Annotated in this window: 21 protein-coding genes; 4 read left to right on the plus strand and 17 right to left on the minus strand. The window is 65.7% G+C overall.

The window, feature by feature from the left end:
* Positions 1–8 precede the first annotated feature (8 nt).
* From ppdK to VFZ97_04460, 5 genes are all read right to left on the minus strand, one after another.
* Positions 9–2,639 carry a pyruvate, phosphate dikinase gene (gene ppdK, locus VFZ97_04440; GenBank protein HEX6392664.1) on the minus strand — a complete coding sequence of 877 codons (2,631 nt, stop codon included), beginning with the start codon at positions 2,637–2,639 and terminating at the stop codon, positions 9–11.
* Between the two features lie 52 nt (positions 2,640–2,691).
* Entirely contained in the window at positions 2,692–4,014 is a 1,323-nt protein-coding gene (locus VFZ97_04445) for a glycine--tRNA ligase (protein HEX6392665.1), read from the minus strand.
* Between the two features lie 192 nt (positions 4,015–4,206).
* Entirely contained in the window at positions 4,207–4,944 is a 738-nt protein-coding gene (gene recO / locus VFZ97_04450; GenBank protein HEX6392666.1) for a DNA repair protein RecO, read from the minus strand.
* A gap of 8 nt (positions 4,945–4,952) precedes the next feature.
* A complete protein-coding gene (gene uppS / locus VFZ97_04455) occupies positions 4,953–5,699 on the minus strand; it encodes a polyprenyl diphosphate synthase (protein ID HEX6392667.1) in 747 nt (248 codons plus the stop codon).
* Between the two features lie 258 nt (positions 5,700–5,957).
* Positions 5,958–6,890, minus strand: coding sequence for an LLM class F420-dependent oxidoreductase (locus tag VFZ97_04460; GenBank protein ID HEX6392668.1), 933 nt, complete (start codon positions 6,888–6,890; stop codon positions 5,958–5,960).
* Between the two features lie 182 nt (positions 6,891–7,072).
* On the opposite strand from VFZ97_04460, the gene VFZ97_04465 reads away from it, so the two are divergent.
* Positions 7,073–9,076, plus strand: coding sequence for an ATP-dependent DNA helicase (locus VFZ97_04465; GenBank protein ID HEX6392669.1), 2,004 nt, complete (start codon positions 7,073–7,075; stop codon positions 9,074–9,076).
* Here the strand turns inward: VFZ97_04465 and era are convergent.
* The 5 genes from era to VFZ97_04490 all read right to left on the minus strand — a co-directional run bounded on the left by era (position 9,070) and on the right by VFZ97_04490 (position 13,292).
* A complete protein-coding gene (era, locus tag VFZ97_04470) occupies positions 9,070–9,909 on the minus strand; it encodes a GTPase Era (GenBank protein ID HEX6392670.1) in 840 nt (279 codons plus the stop codon). The genes VFZ97_04465 and era overlap by 7 nt on opposite strands.
* Positions 9,906–11,324: a hemolysin family protein gene (locus VFZ97_04475; protein ID HEX6392671.1), complete on the minus strand. Its 1,419-nt coding sequence runs from the start codon at positions 11,322–11,324 to the stop codon at positions 9,906–9,908. Before VFZ97_04475 ends, era begins: the two co-directional genes overlap by 4 nt.
* On the minus strand, positions 11,321–11,908 hold the full coding sequence (gene ybeY / locus VFZ97_04480) for an rRNA maturation RNase YbeY (protein ID HEX6392672.1): 588 nt from the start codon (positions 11,906–11,908) through the stop codon (positions 11,321–11,323). The genes VFZ97_04475 and ybeY overlap by 4 nt, the downstream gene beginning before the upstream one ends.
* Positions 11,909–11,919: 11 nt before the next feature.
* Complete coding sequence (locus VFZ97_04485; protein ID HEX6392673.1) at positions 11,920–12,876, minus strand: PhoH family protein; 957 nt, start codon at positions 12,874–12,876, stop codon at positions 11,920–11,922.
* A 62-nt stretch (positions 12,877–12,938) separates the two neighbouring features.
* Complete coding sequence (locus VFZ97_04490; GenBank protein ID HEX6392674.1) at positions 12,939–13,292, minus strand: histidine triad nucleotide-binding protein; 354 nt, start codon at positions 13,290–13,292, stop codon at positions 12,939–12,941.
* Positions 13,293–13,311: 19 nt separating this feature from the next.
* Here VFZ97_04490 and VFZ97_04495 point away from each other — a divergent pair, with 19 nt between their 5' ends.
* Positions 13,312–13,854, plus strand: a complete 543-nt coding sequence (locus VFZ97_04495) for a hypothetical protein (protein ID HEX6392675.1) — start codon at positions 13,312–13,314, stop codon at positions 13,852–13,854.
* 29 nt (positions 13,855–13,883) lie between these two features.
* Here VFZ97_04495 and VFZ97_04500 read toward each other — a convergent pair whose 3' ends face one another.
* Entirely contained in the window at positions 13,884–14,132 is a 249-nt protein-coding gene (locus VFZ97_04500; GenBank protein HEX6392676.1) for a helix-turn-helix domain-containing protein, read from the minus strand.
* 60 nt (positions 14,133–14,192) lie between these two features.
* On the opposite strand from VFZ97_04500, the gene VFZ97_04505 reads away from it, so the two are divergent.
* Positions 14,193–14,957 (plus strand): SAF domain-containing protein, encoded by a 765-nt coding sequence (locus tag VFZ97_04505; protein ID HEX6392677.1) that lies wholly within the window; start codon positions 14,193–14,195, stop codon positions 14,955–14,957.
* 19 nt (positions 14,958–14,976) lie between these two features.
* On the plus strand, positions 14,977–16,320 hold the full coding sequence (locus VFZ97_04510) for a hypothetical protein (GenBank protein ID HEX6392678.1): 1,344 nt from the start codon (positions 14,977–14,979) through the stop codon (positions 16,318–16,320).
* 11 nt (positions 16,321–16,331) lie between these two features.
* Here the strand turns inward: VFZ97_04510 and nucS are convergent, their stop codons facing one another.
* From nucS to VFZ97_04540, 6 genes are all read right to left on the minus strand, one after another.
* Entirely contained in the window at positions 16,332–16,991 is a 660-nt protein-coding gene (gene nucS / locus VFZ97_04515; GenBank protein ID HEX6392679.1) for an endonuclease NucS, read from the minus strand.
* 374 nt (positions 16,992–17,365) lie between these two features.
* Positions 17,366–17,851, minus strand: a complete 486-nt coding sequence (locus VFZ97_04520) for a hypothetical protein (GenBank protein HEX6392680.1) — start codon at positions 17,849–17,851, stop codon at positions 17,366–17,368.
* A complete protein-coding gene (locus tag VFZ97_04525) occupies positions 17,848–18,300 on the minus strand; it encodes a hypothetical protein (protein ID HEX6392681.1) in 453 nt (150 codons plus the stop codon). Before VFZ97_04525 ends, VFZ97_04520 begins: the two co-directional genes overlap by 4 nt.
* Positions 18,297–18,632 carry a hypothetical protein gene (locus VFZ97_04530; GenBank protein HEX6392682.1) on the minus strand — a complete coding sequence of 112 codons (336 nt, stop codon included), beginning with the start codon at positions 18,630–18,632 and terminating at the stop codon, positions 18,297–18,299. Before VFZ97_04530 ends, VFZ97_04525 begins: the two co-directional genes overlap by 4 nt.
* A 52-nt stretch (positions 18,633–18,684) precedes the next feature.
* Entirely contained in the window at positions 18,685–18,900 is a 216-nt protein-coding gene (locus VFZ97_04535) for a hypothetical protein (GenBank protein ID HEX6392683.1), read from the minus strand.
* 23 nt (positions 18,901–18,923) lie between these two features.
* Positions 18,924–19,427, minus strand: a 504-nt coding sequence (locus tag VFZ97_04540) for a type II secretion system F family protein (GenBank protein ID HEX6392684.1), incomplete at its 5' end; no start/stop codon positions are given.

The raw sequence follows: 19,427 nt of genomic DNA on the forward strand, positions 1-19,427 counted from the left end.
GGAGGACGTTACCCGTTACGGATGACGGCCTGGGCCGAAGCCAGGCGCGCGATCGGGATCCGGTAGGGAGAGCAGGACACGTAATCCAAGCCGGCGCGGTAGAAGAAGTCGATCGACTCGGGGTCGCCTCCGTGCTCACCGCAGATACCCAGCTTCAGATCGGGACGAGTGGCCCTTCCCAACTCGACTGCCTCACTGACAAGTTGACCCACTCCAACCTGGTCGATCGTCTCGAAGGGGTTCCTCTTCAACAGACCCGCCTCGAGGTACGCGGACATCATCCGGCCCTCCACGTCGTCGCGCGAGAAGCCGAAGGTCATTTGGGTCAGGTCGTTGGTGCCGAAGCTGAAGAAGTCCGCCTCCTCGGCGATCTCGTCGGCCGTGAGCGCGGCTCGTGGCGTCTCGACCATCGTCCCGATGATTACGTCCGGCTTCTTCCGGAGGTGCTTGGTTTCCTCCGAAATGGCCTCGACCACCCATGAACGAGCCAGCCCGAGCTCCTCGCGTGTGACGGTCAGCGGGATCATCACTTCGACCTTCGGCTTGCCACCGGCGGCGACTCGCTCCGCCGCTGCCTGCATCAGGGCCCGGACCTGCATCGCGTAGAGGCCCGGCTTTACGACCCCGAGCCTGACGCCCCGAGTGCCGAGCATCGGGTTGAACTCGTGCCAAGCCTTGGCGGCCTCGTAGAGCTTCTCCTCTTCGGGGGTGAGCCCCTGAGTGACCTTTTTGATTTCGAGTTCCTCTGTCGAAGGAAGGAACTCGTGCAGCGGTGGGTCGAGCAGCCGCACGGTGACCGGCAATCCATCCATCGCCTCGAGGATCGACACGAAGTCCTGCTTCTGCGCCTCACGCAGCTCCTCGAGCGCGGAGGCTTCTTCATCCGGGTTCGACGCGAGGATCATCCGCCTGACGATCGGCAGGCGATCCTCAGCGAGGAACATGTGCTCGGTCCTGCACAGGCCGATCCCCTCGGCTCCGAAGTGGCGACCGTTCGCGGCGTCTGGTCCGTTGTCGGCGTTGGCGCGAACCGCAAGCATTCCTTTGCGCGCGGTGTCCACCCAACCCATGATCTTCTTGTAGCTGTCGGGAAGCTCGGGAAGCTTCACCGGCCACTCGCCCTGAGCGATCTGACCGGTCGTTCCGTCGATGGAGATGTAATCGCCTGCCTTGACGGTTACCCCGCCGCAGGTGAACTCCCCGTCCCCGATGCGAACCGATTCTGCTCCGACAACCGCAGGTTTTCCCCAACCGCGGGCAACGACGGCAGCGTGACTCACCAATCCGCCTCGTGTGGTCAGGATGCCCTGAGCGGCGATCATCCCGTGAACGTCCTCAGGGGAAGTCTCCGATCGCACGAGGATGACTCGCTCACCACGGTCGCCCGCCGCGGCAGCCTCGTCTGCCGAAAACACCACATGACCCACTGCCGCACCCGGCGACGCGGCCAACCCCTTGCCCAGCGGCTGCTTGGGCCAGTCGGCGAACTGCGGATGGAGGAGCTGGTCGAGGTGATCCGCGCTGATCCGCATGATCGCCTCGTCGTGGGTGATGCTCCACTTGCCGCGCTGCGACGCCATGTCCGCGGCCATCTTGAACGCGGCGCCGCCAGTGCGTTTTCCGACTCGGGTCTGAAGCATCCAGAGCTTGCCCTGCTCGATCGTGAACTCGGTATCGCACATGTCGCGGTAGTGCGCCTCGAGCCGGGCAAAGATGTCCATCAGCTCCTTGAAGATCTTGGGAAACCGGACCTTCAGCTCGGAGAGCGGGAGGGTGTTGCGTATGCCAGCGACGACGTCCTCTCCCTGCGCGTTGACGAGGAAGTCGCCGTACTCGCCCTGGTTGCCGGTTGCAGGATCGCGAGTGAAGCCGACCCCGGTACCGGAGTTCTCGTCGCGGTTGCCGAACACCATCGTCTGCACGTTCACCGCGGTCCCGAGGTCGTGAGGAATGCGCTCACGCACGCGGTACGCGACCGCGCGGGCACCGTTCCATGACTTGAACACTGCCTCGATGGCACCGCGCAACTGGTCCGCGGGTTCCTGCGGGAACGGCTGGCCTGTCTCGCGCTCGACCACGCCCTTGTAAACGTCGCACAGGCCGCTCAACTCTCCGGCCGGCAGATCTGCGTCGCTCGAGACCCCGGCCTTTGTCTTTGCGGCTTCGAACGGGCCTTCGAAGCGCTCGCCTTCAATGCCGAGAACGATCCGACCGTACATGGAAATGAAGCGACGGTACGAGTCGTAAGCGAACCGCTCGTCGTTGGTCTGATCGGCCAAACCCTTTACCGACGCGTCGTTCAAACCCAGATTGAGAACCGTGTCCATCATTCCGGGCATGGAGAACTTCGCACCCGACCTGACACTGACGAGGAGCGGGTCTGCCGCGTCGCCCAACTTTTTTCCCATCGCCTTCTCTAGACGGCGCACGTGCTTGGCTACCTCGTCCGAAAGTCCGTCGGGCCACCCTCCTGTCATGTAAGCCCGGCACGCGTCCGTGGTGATGGTGAAGCCCGGCGGCACCGGAAGGCCGAGGACCGACGTCATCTCGGCGAGGTTGGCGCCCTTTCCGCCCAGGAGGTCCTTCAGCTCCATGGGTGCCCGGCGATGCTTGTGGTCGAAGGAGTAAACGAACGGCATGCGCCGAGTCTAAGGCCCCTGAAGACGGCCGAAATCCGGTTGGGACAGCGATCTACAGCGCGAGACGGCCTGAGATCTCGTCCACGAGGGAATCGATGGGCACCCTGACCTGCTTCGTCGTGTCACGGTCCCGAATGGTGACCGCGCGGTCCTCCAGCGAGTCGAAATCGATGGTCACCGCGAGCGGTGTGCCGATCTCGTCCTGGCGGCGGTAGCGCCGGCCGATCGACTGGGTCTCGTCGTAGTCGCACATCGCGATCGGTTGGACCAGACCGAGCACCTCCGTCGCGACCGGGACCAGTTTCTCGTTGCGGGAAAGGGGGAGGACCGCCACCTGGTAGGGAGCGATGCGCGGGTGCAGGCGCAGAACCGTGCGGGCCTCGCCACCGATCTCGTCCTGGTCGTAGGCCGCCAGCAGGAAGGCCATCATGGTTCGCGTCGCGCCGGCGGCCGGCTCGATCACGTATGGGAAGTACCGCTCGCCCGACGCCTGGTCGAAGTACTCGAGCTTGACACCGCTGTGTTCGCTGTGGGCCTTGAGGTCGTAGTCGGTGCGGTTGGCGATGCCCTCGAGCTCTCCCCAACCCCAGGGAAAAAAGAACTCCACGTCGGACGTGCCTGCCGAGTAATGCGACAGTTCGTCCTGGGTGTGCGGCCGGAGTCTGAGCATCTCGCGGGGAATACCCAGATCGATGTACCAGTTGAGGCGCGTTTCGCACCAGTAGTCGAACCACTTCGGCGCCTCGTCGGGCGGCACGAAGTACTCGAGCTCCATCTGCTCGAACTCTCGCGTTCTGAACACGAAGTTGCCGGGGGTTATCTCGTTGCGGAACGACTTGCCGACCTGCGCGATCCCGAACGGCGGCCGCTTCCTCGAAGTCTGCAGGACGTTCAGGAAATTGACGAACTGGCCCTGAGCCGTCTCGGGGCGAAGGTACGCGACGCTGCTCTCGTCTTCCACTGGGCCCACGTAGGTCTTGAACATCAGGTTGAAGGGCCGGGCTTCGGTCAGGTCGGTGCTCCCGCAGTTCGGGCAGTGGATCTGACCGTCCTTCGAGTCGGGGTCGAGGTGGTCGGCCCGCCAGCGCTCCTTGCAGTTCCGGCAGTCCACCAACGGGTCGGCGAAGGTGGCGAGGTGGCCGGAGGCTTCCCAGATTTTCGGGCTGGAAAGGATCGCCGCGTCCAGGCCGACCACGTCGTGGCGGAGCTGCACCATCGAGCGCCACCATGCGTCCTTGACGTTCCGGAGCATGAGGACGCCGAGGGGCCCGTAGTCGTAAGTGGACCTGAACCCGCCGTAAATCTCGGCGGAGGGGAAGATGAAGCCGCGGTGCTTGCACAGCCTCACGATCTCGTCCATTGCCGGCGGAGCCATAGGTTTCCAGGCTACTCGTTGTTTCTCGGAGGCCGATCGGGCCTTTCTGCGCGCGGTCCGGTCACCTTTGGGGGTGAATTCGGGCCTTTGGGAGTGGATTCGTGCCGTCCGATGCTCGAATCCACGCCCAAACGCCGGACTTCTCAGCCAACGAATCCGACTGGTTCGGTTGGTTCTGTTGGTTCAGTTGGTTCAGTGGCCGAGGAGATGGACCGCTCGTAGCCGGCGCTCGAGGTGGGCCTCGAGAGCGGTCGTTGCGAGCCCCGATACCGTCGCCGTCGCCGGTCCGGCCGGCTCCGCCAGCACGCCGGCGAGGCCGCCTCCGAGGATCCTCTGGATCAGCGGCAACGCATCCGGGTCGATGGTCGGCCCCCGCCTGTGGCGCCGGCACAGCGCGCCGCCTTCGGCGAAGTCGAACGCGACCAGCTCGCTGTCAACCGACGCGGCCCCCTCCGAGGCGCACGCCACGCACTCGTCGAGAACCGGCGAGACGCCTTCGAGGGCAAGCAGCTTCCAGTAAAAGGCAGCCACGAGCAACACCGGGCGTTGCTCCGCCTCAGCAAGAGTCCGGAGAGCCCCGGTGAGCATGCGGAACAACGGGGCGTTCGGCTCGCCCTCCTGGGCCACCTGGTCGACCGCCTCCAGAAGCGCCATCGCATCGGTCATGCGTGCGAGGTCCTCGCGAAGGGCCCGGTAGTGGTCGACAGTTTCCGCCTGGTTGATGATGTCGAGCTCCCGCCCCTCGTACATCAGGAGGTTGACGTGCCCCGCCGGCTCGAGCCGGGCGCCGAACTTGCTCTTTGTCTTGCGGACACCTTTGGCGACGGCGCGCACCTTCCCCCTACCCCGGGTGAGCAGCACCACGATCCGGTCGGCTTCGCCGAGCCGGTAAGTCCGCAGCACCACCCCTTCGTCCCTGTAGAGGCTCATCGCCGCGCCTAGCCCGGGACGCCGTCGTCGCGCCGGTCGGCGGTCGTCCCATAGCGCCGGTCGCGGGCCTGGAACTCGCGGACCGCTTCGGTCAGGTGCTCTCTGCGGAAATCCGGCCAGAGCACGTCGGTGAAGACCAGCTCGCTATAAGCGAGCTCCCACAGGAGGAAGTTGGACACGCGGTACTCCCCCGATGTCCGGATCACCAAATCTGGGTCGGGTATGTCGGGGGCGTAGAGGTGACGGTGGATCGTCCGCTCGTCCACCTTGGACGGCGCCACGCCGGACTCCACAATCGCCTTCACCGCATCGACCAACTCTGCCCTACCTCCATAGTTGAAGGCCACCGTAAGGGTCATGGCCCGGTTGCGGCGGGTCAGGTCGGCGGCTTCGTCCATCCGCCTCACCACCCACCGCGGCACCCTCCAGTCGCGGCGCCCGATGAACCGGATCTTCACCCCCATCTTGTGCAGCTCGTCCCGGCGGCGGGTGAGCAGCTGATCGGCAATGACGTTGATCAGAAAACGGACTTCGTCCTGAGGCCGTTTCCAGTTCTCGGTCGAGAAGGCGTAAACGGTGAAGAAGTCGATACCCAGCTCCAGCGCCCCGCACGTCGCGTCGAACAGCGCGTCCTCGCCGGCGCGGTGGCCCTCCGTCCTTGGGAGCCCCCGTTTGGTCGCCCACCGTCCGTTCCCGTCCATCACGCACGCCACGTGGCGCGGGATCCGGTTGGGATCGAGGCCGTCGAGCTCCACGAATTGAACGGTAGTGGCTGCCGCCCCGGTCGCCGCTGTCCACTGCTCGGACACCTCTCGGGCGAGCGCTCGGACACCTCTCGGGCGAGCGCTCGGGCTCCGCTCGGGCGAGCGCCCGAGCGGCCCTCTGGTCGCCGCTGGGTAGAAAAAGGGAACCAGGGTTGACTTTCTCTACCCAGGACCGCCCAGTCCAGCCAAATTCACCCAGGCCCGTGCTCACGTATCGCCGGCGGCCACCGGACATTCGAGCCTCACGACTCAGGGGAGGAGCGGGGCGACCTCGCGGGCGATCAGCCGGATGTGGTCGAGATCGGTCAGGTCGATGATCTGCAGGTAGAGGGTCTCGGCGCCGGCGACGATCCACTCGCTGAGGCGGTCGGCGACCTCGTCAGGTTTACCGCAGGCGCCGAAAGCCCTGATGGCCTCAACCGGCTGGCCGATCCGATCGGCCCTCAGGGCGATTTCGGCGTCGTCGACACCGCAGCACACAGTGACCGCCGCGCTGAACCTCAGCGTGTCGGGGTCACGGCCCTCGGCCTCGCACGCCTCGTCAACCCGGCCGTACTGGGCCTCTGCGTCACGGGGCTGGAGGAACGGGGAGTTGAATTCGTCGGCGAACCGGGCCGCGAGCCGGGGGGTTCGGGCCGGTCCTGCCCCGCCGAGGATCAGGGGAGGCTTCGGGGTCTGGACGGGCTTCGGAAGGGCTGGGCTGTCTTGGAGGGAATAGTGCTTGCCGGAGAACTCGTACCTGGTTCCAGGCGGTGTTTGCCAGAGGCCTGTCAAGATCTCGAGCTGCTCCTCCAGGCGCTCGAAACGCTCCCCAGTGGGCGGAAACGGGATCCCGTATGCCCGGTGCTCCGCGTCGAACCATCCCGCTCCAAGCCCCAGCTCGACACGGCCCTGGCTCATGGCGTCGACCTGAGCCACGTATATCGCGAGGGGACCGGGGTGCCTAAAAGTCGCCGAAGTGACCAGCGTCCCGAGCCTCATCTTGGAGGTCTCACGCGCCAGGCCGGCGAGGGTCACCCAGGAGTCGGTCGGGCCCGGCTCGCCATTGCCTGGGGCCATGGTCAGGTAGTGGTCGGAACGGAAGAAAGCGTCAAATCCCTCTTCCTCTGTTGTCCTGGCTGCGGCCAGCTGGTCGTCGTAGGTGAAGCCGAACTGGGGCTCGGTGAAGATCCGGAGTCTCACATGGGCAATGTCTACCTGACCCGGGTTACCCACGCTCGGGAGGAGGGCGGGGCCGTACACGTGTCGTGGGGCCCCGTCCGGGCCAATGTGTCACGGCCGGGCATGGGGTTGGGGTCCCCATGCTCCGGAGGAGGACGGGTTGGGGCCCCGTCCGGGCCAATGTGACCGCATAGCCTGGCTGGGTGCCCGACCCGGAAGTAAACGCCGCACTGGACAAGGCGACCGGGTCGTTGGCGGAACACGAGGACCGCCCATCGCAGAAGACGATGGCCGAGGCGGTCGCCAACGCCATCCAGGAGCGCCGGCACCTGGTTGTGCAGGCCGGCACCGGGACCGGAAAGAGCCTCGCCTATCTCGTTCCGGTGCTCGTTCTCGGGCAGAGGGCGGTCGTGTCCACCGCCACCAAAGCTCTGCAGGACCAGCTCGCCAAACGGGATCTGCCGCAGCTGGCCGCGTCGCTCGGTTCGAAAGTGGTGTTCGCGGTTCTCAAGGGGCGCTCGAACTACATCTGCGCACAGCGGGTAGCCGAGATATCCGGCGGCGACGAGCAGCTCGTGATGGACGCCGCGTCAAGCGGGACGGACGCCTCGGCGACCGCCGGCCCACAGCTCGGACCGTTGGGCCGTGAGATCCGCCGCCTCGTGTCTTGGTCTGAAGAGACCGTCACTGGAGACCGAGCCGACCTCAAGTGGGAACCGTCGCCGTTCGCTTGGGCCCAAGTGAGCGTTTCAGCGCGCGACTGCCCCGGGGCTGCGCGCTGCCCGTCCGGCGACAAATGCTTCGCCGAAGCCGCGCGCGAGGAAGCCTCCCACGCGGACGTCGTGATCGTGAACACGCACCTGTATGCGACGTCACTTGCCATCGGCGGGGAACTTCTTCCTCCCCACGACGTGGTCGTGTTCGACGAAGCCCACGAACTGGAAGACATCGCCTCGGCGTCGTTCGGCTTCGAGATCGGTGCGGGACGCTTTCAGGCACTGGCGCGTGCAACCCGTCCCATACTCGGCGACCAATCACAGGCGATTGCGGTCGAAGAAGCCGGGCTTTTGCTGACAGAAGCCCTCGTTGGTCATCGGGGATCCTCGCTGCCGCGCCCCCTGGAGGACTCCACGCTCGAACGTCTTGTCGTCGCGCGGGAGCGGGTGAACCGGTTGCTGGCCGAAATCCGAAAAGCGGTTCGTGCATCGTCAGACCGCGTATCCGGTGCTGACGCCGGCGTCCGCGCCAGGCACTTGAGGGCTCAGCAGGCCGCCAGCCACCTCGAACGGGACCTCGCCGAGGTAATCGATTTGCCGGAGAGCGAGGTTGCCTGGGTCGAAGGCCCCGAGCACGCGCCGATTCTCAAGGTCGCCCCCCTCGATGTCGGCGCTGAGATGGCCGAACGCCTTTGGAACCGAGGGGACGCCCCCACGGCGGTTCTCACCAGTGCCACCATCCCGCCGAGACTTTCCGAGCGTCTCGGACTTAGGGACGGATCCTTCGATCAGCTCGACGTCGGGAGTCCGTACACATACGACGAGCAGGCGCTTCTCTATTGCCCGCTTCATCTTCCCGACCCTCGTGACCCCGGGTATGAAGCGGCGATGCACCAGGAGCTGCTGGCTGTTATCGAGGCGGCGGAAGGACGAACCCTGGCTCTGTTCACCAGCTGGCGTGCGATGAACGCAGCGGCGGATGCACTGCGCTCCCGGATCGGATGGAGCGTGCTGACCCAGTCGGACTTGCCGAAGCCGGCGCTGGTGGAACGTTTCACCACGGACGAGCACTCGTGCCTGTTCGCCACAATGGGCTTCTGGCAGGGCGTCGATGTTCCCGGTTCGGCGCTATCAGTGGTGACAATCGACCGGCTGCCCTTCCCGAGGCCGGACGATCCGCTGCTCCAAGCGAGACGCGCAAGGCTTGGCCGCGAAGCGTTCGGCCTGATCGATGTCCCACGCGCGGCCACCATGCTGGCTCAAGGTGTCGGAAGGCTCATCCGGACCCGCAAGGACCGAGGTGTTGTAGCCGTCTTCGACACTAGGCTGGGTAAGGCGTCATACCGCTGGGCGCTGGTCAACGCGCTGCCTCCGATGCGACGAACCCGTTACCGCGAGGAAGTCGTGGAGTTCCTGGCTCCGTTGAACGCGCCCGTCACGAAGCCGCTCGGCGCCGTGCCTCAGCAACCAGCCGAGGCGTCATCTCAGTAACCGAGACGCTCCAGAGCCTTCGGTCGGCTCTGCCAGTTCTTGTCGACCTTCACGAACAACTCCAGATAAGCCCCTTCGGGCAGCTGGGCGCGCACCCTCGTGCCGACCTCCTTGAGCACCCAGCCCCCCCGACCGATGACGATCGCCTTTTGAGACTCCCGCTCGACCAGAATCTCGCACCGTATTTTCGGCCACTCCCACTCCGTGACGCGACAGGCGATCGAGTGAGGCACCTCTTCCCGGGTCACCGCGAGAAGCTGTTCGCGGACGAGCTCCGCGACCCAGAATGCTTCCGGAACGTCGGTCACCATGTCGTCGGGATACATCTGCGGGCCCTCGGGCATCCGATCGAGGATCGCCGCGACCAGCTCGTCGACTCCTTCGCCCGTCTTCGCCGACACCGGAAAGAACTCGTCGGCCTCGATCGTCTCCGAGGCAGCCTGTAGCTGATCGAGGACCTGAGCCCGTCTAGCCACATCGATCTTGTTGACGACGCATAGGGACCCCTTGGGAACCATCGCAGCCACGAACCGGTCACCCCGTCCGATCGGCGACGTCGCATCTACGACGAACAGGGTCAGGTCGACGCCGGCAAGGGCGTCAGTCGCGGTGTCGTTGAGCCTCCGCCCGAGCAGGGTCCGAGGCTTGTGCACGCCGGGGGTGTCGACGAACACCACTTGAGCACCCGGTCGGTTCAGAACCCCTCGAACCCGGTTCCGGGTCGTTTGAACAACAGGCGACGTGATCGACACCTTCTGGCCGAGGATCGTGTTGAGCAACGTGGACTTGCCGACGTTCGGGCGCCCGACCAGCGTGGTGAAGCCAGACTTCAACGGGTGCCGTTCTCGCTATTTCGGCGCTGAGTCTGGCCGTTCTCCCCATCGGTCCGCTCGGCGGCGTCAACCTTTGGGGGGGGAGCAGCGACGGTCGAGATCCGAACCCTTCCGATCCGTCGTCCTTGAACCCGTTCGGCCACCAGGCGATGGCCGTCCACCTCGGCCGCTTCTCCCTCAGTCGGCACGTGACCGAGCAGGCTGTAAAGAAGTCCACCGATCGTGTCCCAGTCCTCCCCTTCCGGAAGGGCGCGGTCCTCCTCCTCGAGCAATTCGTTGACCTCGTCCACCGGCATACGTGCGTTGACGATGAGAGTGCCATCGTCGAGACGCTCCGGTGGGATCTGTTCGACGTCGTATTCGTCGGTGATCTCACCGACTAGCTCCTCGATGAGATCCTCGAGAGTCACCAGGCCGGCGGTCCCTCCGAACTCGTCGATGACTATCGCCATGTGAAACTTGCTCGACTGCATTTCGCGCATCAGCTCGGAAACCCGCTTGCTCTCCGGGGTGAACTGCGGAGGTCGCATCACCGTCGAGACCTGGGCGCCCCCGTCTCCCACCCGCTCGGCTTGCATCAGGTCCTTCACGTAGACGATTCCGACGATGTCATCGATGCCCTGGCTGTACACCGGTATTCGGCTGTACCCGGACGGAACTACGACGTCGATGACATCGCTTATGTGCGCGTAGGACTCGACGGCGACCATGTCGGGGCGGGGAACCATCACGTCGCGGACGACGGTGTCGCCGAAGTCGATGATCGAGTGGATAAGGGTGCGTTCCTCGTGCTCGATCACATCCTCCTCGAGAGCCTCGTCGGCCATCGCGCGAAGCATGTCGTCGGACATGTAAGGCCCGGACCTCATGCCCTTTCCTGGCAAAATCAGGTTTGTCACCCAGATGAGAGCACGGGTGATCCAACCGAGAGGCTTGAATGCCACAAGAAGCCGCACGAACGGCGCCGCCGCAAGCGCGGCCCGATCGGTGTGCTGAACTGCCCACGTCTTCGGCGCCAGTTCGGCAAGTACGAATATGACCACGACTTCGAAAGCGGTCGCGATCACGACGCCCACGCCTCCGAACGCGTGAGTGGCGACGACGCCGACGAGGGTCGCGGCCACCAGCGTGCACAGCTCGACGGCGAATAGCACCACGGGCAGGACTCTCTCGATCCGCTCCGCGAGTCGAAGCAGCATGCTGGCGCCCCGGCGCTTCTCCTCCACCAGAGTCAACGCCCTTACCTTGGTCGTCCGGGTCAGCGCAGTCTCCGCCATCGCAAGAAACCCGGTTGCGATGATGAGGAGACCGACAACGACCAACAGAACGATGTCTTGAGTGCTGAGGTGATGCTTGCCCGTGCCGGCCGCGGCGGCGATCACTCCGGGTAAGGCCGCTGGGCCCGCCGTACTCAACTCGAGGGTTCCTGTTCGGCCGGGTTTGCCTCTCCGGCCTGATTTATCGGTCCGCCGGCTCCCTGATCGCCCGGTGCGCCATCCGGGGAACGGTGATGGCGAGCGAGCAACTCGCGCTCGCGAGCCTCCATCGCCTCGGCTTCGTCAGGATCCTCGTGATCCATTCCCAGGATATGTAGCAGCCCGTGGACCACGAGCAGCGCAAGTTCGTCGTCGTAGGTACCGGCGTGGTCCGGCGCGTTTCGCTCGGCGACCGCCGGGCAGATCACCACGTCACCGAGCAGCGAGGGTGCTTCCTCGGGCTCGGAAGCGAATCCGGGACCGCTACCGCCCGAATCGGGGGACCGGCCGCTCTCGACCGGCTCGTCGTCGATCGGGAAGGCGAGGACATCGGTCGGTCCTTCCCGTCCGAGAAAGCGCGAGTTCAGATCCGCGATTGCGTCCTCGTCGACGAAAAGCAACGACACCTCTGTGTCCCCCCGCACCCCTTCCGCGGCCAGAACCGCCTCGGCAAGGCGGATCCAACGAATCGTGTCAACCGGATGACTCGACTGCTCATCCGCCGCGAAAACAACCACTCCCACCCCGGCTCCTCTCAGCTCGAGGCGACTTCGCCCGAGCCGGCAGCCTCGTAGGCGCTGACGATATCCGCGACTATTCGATGGCGGACGACGTCGCGCCGGCCCAGCTTCACCCAGGCCAAACCCTCGATGCCGGTCAGCACCTTTTCCAGTCCGACGAGCCCCGAGCGCCCGCCTGGAAGATCCACCTGGGTGTCGTCGCCAGTGACCACCACCTTGGACCCGAACCCGATACGGGTCAGGAACATCTTCATCTGCTCAGGCGTGGTGTTCTGGGCCTCGTCAAGAATGATGAAGCTGTTGTTGAGCGTCCTTCCCCGCATGTACGCGAGCGGAGCCACCTCGACGGTCCCGGCGTCGAGGAGCCTTCGCGCTCCCTCAGTTCCGAGCATGTCGTACAGCGCGTCGTACAACGGCCTCAGGTAAGGATCGATCTTCGCCATCAGGTCGCCGGGAAGGAACCCGAGCCGCTCACCGGCTTCGACGGCCGGTCGCGTGAGGATGATCCGATCGACCTGCTTGGCTTGCAACGCCTGGACCGCCAAAGCGACCGCGAGGTAGCTCTTCCCGGTTCCCGCCGGCCCGATACCAAACGTGATCACGTTGTCGCGGATCGCGTCGGCGTAGCGCTTCTGACCGCTGGTCTTCGGTCGCACCGAGCGGCCACGGGCCGATCGCAACACCTCCTGGGTCAGAACCTCGGAAGGGCGTTCGTCGGCGCGCACCATGTCGATGGTCCGGTGCACGACCTGCGGGTCTACCGCGTGCCCTTGCTCGAGCAGCAGCCGCAACTCGTCCACCAGTCGCGCCGCGAGAGCGGCGTCGTCACCGTCGATGGTGAACTCGTTACCGCGGGCGAAAATGGTCGTCCCCGCGAACGCGTCCTCGACCAACCGCAAGTTCTCGTTGAGAGGACCAACGAGGCGTGGCATCAGATGGTTGGGGATCGTGACTGTGACTGTCGTGGACACGGTTGTGCTCGCCGGTAAGGGTACCGCCTGCAGGGAGGGCTCCGCCGGACCTTCCGCGGGGCTTATCCCGGTGGCCAGCCCATCTGGTGACCGCCGAGAACGTGCATGTGCAGGTGGGCAACGCTGTTGAGCGCGTGGGCTCCCACGTTGAAGACCAAGCGGTAACCGCTCTCCGCGATCCCCTGCTTCTCTGCGACCCTCTGCGCGGTCATCATCATCTCGGCCAGCACGTCGCCGTGCTCCGGACCGATGTGGGCTGCGTTGGTGATGTGATCGCGGGGGATCACCAGCACATGCACGGGGGCTGCCGGATTGATATCGAAAAAGGCATAGGTATTCGCGCTGGACGCCGCCTCCTTGGACGGGATGTCGCCGGCGACGATCTTGCAGAACAGGCAGTTCTCGTCTTTCAACACGACGCTAGTTTTGCCGGGCGTGGAGTGGGACGGTAGCGGCGACAGCGTCGTGGCGGCCTTTGCCAGATGGGCGGCCCACGAAAGGGCGGCGGAGGCTGCCGGGACCCGATCCAGGGAACGTTCTCTGCGCGATCAGGCGGCCGGCGAAGCGACCTGGTCCGGTCTCCTCGTCGACCTGTCGGAGACGCAAGGCGAGGTGGCGCTGGACGTCGGTGGGCGCCGGCTCTCCGGGCGACTGGTAGGCGTCGGCCCAGACTTCTGCGTCCTGGAGCAGCGGAGCCGGCGGGCGTCCCTCGTCCCGAGCGATCGCATAGTCGCGATCTGGCAGGAGAGCCCCGCATCCGGGAGCCGCTTTCCGCACCTGCAACTCTCCTTCACGTCGGCTCTGGCGGCGCTCGCCGCCGAGAGGGCGCCGGTATGCCTGATCCTCTCCGGAGGAGGCCAATTGTCCGGCGAGTTGGTCGGCTCCGGAACCGATCTGGTGACCGTTCGCACCGACTCCGCCGCGCGGCGCACGGTTCACGTTCGCATATGCCATATCGACGTTTGCGAGCTGCGCTGAGTCAGCAGGCCGACAGAAGCCCGGTCCCCTCAGGCGTCCTGCTCTTGCGGGCGCCGGTCGCGCGGCTTCGGTTCGGGATATAGGTGCTCCAAAGTGCCCGGCTCGATGCGCATACGGGTTATGAAGTCCTCGACGTCCGATGCCTGAACCCGGATAACCCGGCCCATCTTGTAAGCGGGGAGCTGACCCTCATCGATAAAGCGGTACAGAGTGCGCAGAGTCACACCCAGCCGCTCGCAGGCCTCTCTCGTGCCCATCCATTGGATCGCCTCGCTCATGCCGGCCATCATACCGGACCTATAGACAAAGCGGTAGTTTCTCGTTAGATTTCATGTGTGGTGTGGCGGGAATCTGGGGACTCGACTGTCGAAACGACCCCCGAATCCGCCCGCCCTGGGGCCGGGAGGCGCCACACCACTGCGGGTGACGGGTCGATCCGCAGGGTAGTCGGCCGTCGCCGGGCACTTCCCTCGGCACGGGCGGTGGTCGGCGGGTTCCTCGTAGCGGGCGCCGCGCTGGTCGTCTTTGTGGCGGTGATGGCCGGGGCAGGAGGCAGCAGCGGCCGGGACTTTGCCGTAGCCGCACGATCCCTGCCAGCGGGTTCGCTGATAGAACCGGGCGATCTCTCGATGAAATCGATGCACCTTCCCTCAACGGTCGCCGGCGCGGCTTTCGCCACCTCGGACGGCCTGATCGGCAAGACCGTCGCCGTGCCCGTAAGCGCCGGCGAACTCCTCGAGTCGGCGATGCTCGCAGGGACCGGGGGGACCAGCACCAGGCCGGTTACCGTGTCGGTCGACCCCGGAAGTCTCGGCGGGTTGGCGCCCGGCCAGCCGGTCGACGTCCTCGAAGCAAACGGAAGCGGCGGATCCGGGACCGTCTCGGTGGTTGTTCGCGGGGCCACCCTGCTGGCAGCGTCTCGCGGGACCTCCGGTCTGCTTTCGAACCCTGGCGCGGTCGAGGTGACGATCGGGGTTTCGTCCTTGGACGAGGTCGAGGCGGTAATTGCGGCTTCGCACTCCGGAACACTGACCCTGGTTGCCGCCCAGCCGTCGGATGGGGTGGGGCCGGGTCCGGGCCCTGCTTCCGGCGCCGGCGGGTGATTCACGTCGAGGGCTTGGCGTGACCAGCGACCGGTACGTCGTGCTGGGGCTCGCCCCTGCCCGTTCGGGATGGTTCGACGCTGTGGCGCAATGGTCGAATTCGGCGGCCATCGCTGCGGAGTTCATCAAGTGCGTCTCGGTGGAAGAGGTCCGCGCTCGGCTGGCCTCCGGCCGGCGACATTCGGCTTTGCTCGTCGATGCCGCCTCGCCGGCGCTCGACCGCGACCTGGTTCAAACCGCTCTCGAAGCGATGACCCCGGTAGTCGTCGTTCGAGACAATGCCCATCCGCCCACGGCATTGCTTGGGATCGGCGTGGCAACAGAACTCGGCCCCGACTTCAACCGGGACGACCTGCTCGAGGCGCTCGCGACCCACTGCCGTCCCGTCGGGCGTGGAGACAATGTGCCCGGAGCACTTGGGGACCCGGTGCCTGCCGGGTGGCTGGCACAGATGTACACGGTCTGCGGAGCCGGCGGAACCGGTTCGTCCACGATCGCGATCGCGCTCGCTCAGGGCTTGAGCAGCGATGCCAGGAACAGCCGTCGAGTAGTCCTCGCAGATCTCGCCCGAACGGCCAACCAGGCGATGCTCCACGATGCGCTGGAGCTCGGTCCGGGGGTGCAGGAGCTCGTCGAAGCACACCGGCTCGGCTCGCCGGACCCGGAAGAAGTTCGCCGGATGACGTTTGATGTTCCTAGCCGCGGCTACCAGCTGCTGTTGGGACTTCGCCAGCCCACCGCGTGGCCCGCGCTCCGTCCCCGCTCCATCGATGCCGCGATCGAGGGGCTGAGGAGGGCGTTCCAAGTCGTCGTCGCAGACGTGACGGGCGACTTCGAGGGCGAGTCCGAGGGTGGTTCGGCCGACGTGGAGGAACGCAACCATCTCGCCCGCGGATCGGCCTTACGAAGCAGCGTCGTCCTCGCGGTCGGCATGCCAGGCTTGAAGGGGGTCTATTCGCTTTCGGGTTTGATCCGCGGCCTTGTGGCTGCCGGCGTCAACCCAGCACGAATCATTCCGGTGATCAACCGATCACCTCGCAACCCGCGCGCGCGGGCCGAGACCGCCCGAGCGCTCAACGCCCTCCTCGATTCGACGTCGGCCACGTTGCCTCTGGCGACGAATGCGATCGCAGGAAGTCTTGCAACTGCCTCGCCTCTGGCCGTACCGGAGCGCAAGATCGAAGACGTTCTTCGAGAGGGAGCACCGCTGCCGGGCGCAATCGGCGATCCAGTGACCAGGGCGGTCGAGATCGTGTCGGACCGCCTGGCCGACGCGGCGCCGGCGTCGGCCTCCCCTCAAAGGGTCGCGCCCGGTTCGCTGGGACTGTGGTCCGACGCCGAATTCGAGACCGGCAACGCCTGATTAGGTGATTCTCAGAAGAGGGTGAGGCGCCCGTCGCCGGCTCCTCGAAGCCGTTCGTAGTCCACTTCGACACATTCGATCCCGCGCGACGCGGCAAGCACCTGCGCCTGAGGCTTGATCTGCTGCGCTGCGAGCATCCCCCTCACCGGTCGAAGCCTTCCGTCGAGCTCGAGCCGATTGAGGTATCGGCTCAGTTGTTCCACCCCGTCGATCTCACCGCGGCGTTTTATTTCGATCGCAACGACGGTGCCATCGGTGTCGCGGCACAGGAGGTCGACCGGACCGATGTCGGTCGGGTACTCGCGACGGATCAGGCTCAGACCTATTCGGAGCGCCTCGGGATTGGCGGCCAGAAGCTCCTGGAGATGCGCCTCCACGCCGTCTTTTTCCAAGCCGGGATCCGAGCCCAGGTCGTGCGACTCGTCCGAGTGCAGCTCATGCACGAGGATCGTCAGCGTCTCGCCCTTGTCGTTGGAGACGACCCACCTGTCCGGATCGATCCGGAGGCGGCACGGCGGCGTCATCCAGTTGAGCGGCTTGTAGGCACCGCCGTCGGCGTGAATCGAGATCGAGCCGTCGGCCTTCACCATGATCAGGCGCTTGGCTGCGGGCAGGTGCGCCGAGAGGCGTCCCTGGTAGTCGACTGTGCAGGTTGCGACGACGAGGCGCATGGGCGGTTCATTCTTGCCGCGTCCGCCCAGGCCCGGCCGCGTAGCCTGAGTGTCCTGGCTGCGAGACAGACTCCGCTTCCGACCGGCGAATGGGGCCGACCAGCGAGGACCGGTCGGCGGAAACCGCCCGAACGGTCAGACGCAGGGGACCTGCTGCTCAGCGGTCCTCCCCCGCCGCCGCCCCAGGTCGTTCGCGACCGTTCGTGGCGGCATCTGCTGCGCCGGCGGCCTGGCGGCATCGCGGCCGAGCTCGTGGTCGCGGCCGCGATTCTGGCAGCGGTTGCATTCGGAGCGGGAGGGGGTTGAGGCCGCGGCGGGCGGGTTGTTGTCGTTTTTTGGCGGTAATTCAGCGTTCCCACGCGTGACCGCTTTGGTCACGTGCAAGGAAGCGCGACAAGATCCCAGGCTGCGCCTGGCTGGGCGGCGTTCTGACCGGGACCGTTTGCGGCGACGGAGTCGACTACGGCTTTCACGTGCCGGCTCCCGAAGCCGGGTATCGCCTTTCCGAACACGGCGTCAACCTGCGCCTCGCCGACTACGCGCACCGCTCGGCCGCGAACGCCGAGCCACAGCTTCTCGGCCCGGAGCTGCGGCGAATGCTGTGCTGAAACGCTGTCACACACGACTTGCTCCGCGACCGGAAGGCTGAGAACTACTGCGCCGGAGCGGTAGAAGGTGGCGTGGTCGATGGCGGCCGAGGCGGCGTCGTTCGCCGCGGCCACCAGGTTGTCGTGGAGCTGCTGTTGGCCGAGGTAGGCAACAGCGCTGTCTACGGCGAGAGCAGCAAGCATGATGAACACCAGGAATCCCGCCGGCACGAGCGCCAGGACACTTCCGCGCTCGGGTGGTGTGCGAGTCACGCGCACGTGGCGACTCCGGGCAGACCGGTCCGGTACGGATCGACGAGTTCTGAATGCTCGGCACGAACCATGTGCCCGCCGAGCGGGCCAATCGTTTGCACCAGCGGCAGCCTGAGCGCGGGAGCGGGATAGGACACAGAGATCGTGATCCGTTGGCAGCGTCCGAACACGCCCGAGGTCAGCCCCACCGCCGCCCGCCCTGGATCTGAGACTCGGCCGGTGAGCGCGGCGAGGGCGGCCTGCTTCGCGGCGTCGATTCCGGCGAGCGCGTTCGGTGCTTGTACGTAGGTACGCGCCGCCTCACGCGCGGCGGCCGACGCCGCGGCTTTCGTCTCGACAACTGACCAGGCGTAGGCGGCAAGCATCGTGCCGATGACGAATATGGCGAGCCCGAACAGCAATCCGGCAAATCCGCCTACGAACCCGTCGTCCTCCCGGGAACGCCTCACCGAAAACGCTCCGTCCGGACGGTCACGATCCGGCTGATTCGGTTCCAGCGGGCGGGGAGCGGAAGGAAGCCCGGGCTTTCACCGGTGACGCGCAGCACCACCGCGTTGCCGTCAACTTCGAGCCACGTGAACACCGCGTGGGCCGCGCCGAAACCGCCTAGCCGGGAACGCGCGTCCGCTTCGGCGGCCGGCGCGGCGGATGCCGGCGTCGTCGAGTAAGCCACGTCCTCGGCAGCATGGGTAGCCGCCGCCGACAGCGTCGACGTCGCATACAGCTTCACGAGGATCTGAGCGGAGAACAGGAGCAGCGTGAGGAATATGGCGAACCCCACGAGGGTCCCGATCATCGCGATGCCCGCCGACTCGGAGCTGCGCCGGCGAGTGTCAGCAGTTGGTGTTGGTCTGACCGATGCAGTTGACCTGGTTGTCGACATGCTTCGCCGCATGGGTGAAAGTGGTGTTGAACGCGATCCACATGCCAACGCCTATGAACGCCATGACCAGCACCGCGATCGCTGCCGAAATCACCCCTTCACCACGTTCGTCGGGGTATTTGTCCGGGGTCCTTTGCCTGTTGTAACGAGTCTTTTGGACGGTCATCATGCTCCCTTCTCGGAACGTGTTCAGGAGTTGGAAAAAAGCCGCAGGGCGGCGAGGAACGGAACAGCCAGCAGGATCACTCCGGGAACGAGAGTCGCGACGGTGACCGGCACCCACACCTGCTGCCCGCGACGCTCGATCAGTTCGATCGTTCGCCGGTGCAAGTCGCGGCGGGCCTGGCGAGCTTCCGCGGAGACGAGTCTCCCAAGGTCAGATGTTTCCGAACCGAGGGCGAGTACGCCGACGAGACGGTAAACTCCGTCGACGCGCGCAAGCTCCGCCCACTCGCGCAGGGCTTCGGACTCGGGCACACCCTGTCTTATGCGATTCACGACGTCCCGTAGGTCGCGCGACACGCAGCCGTGGCCCTTCGATGCGATCCTTGACAGCGCGGAACCGCGCGAGTACCCGGCGTTCAGCAACATTGCGATCTGCTCTGCAACGACGGGGATCTCAGCAGCGAGGGTTTGCTGCCACCGCTCGGACTGACGAGCAAGCCTTTGTTCGATGACGAGAAACACGAGCAG

Source organism: Acidimicrobiales bacterium (assembly GCA_036378675.1).
In the GTDB taxonomy this organism is placed as follows: Bacteria; Actinomycetota; Acidimicrobiia; order Acidimicrobiales; family Palsa-688; genus DASUWA01.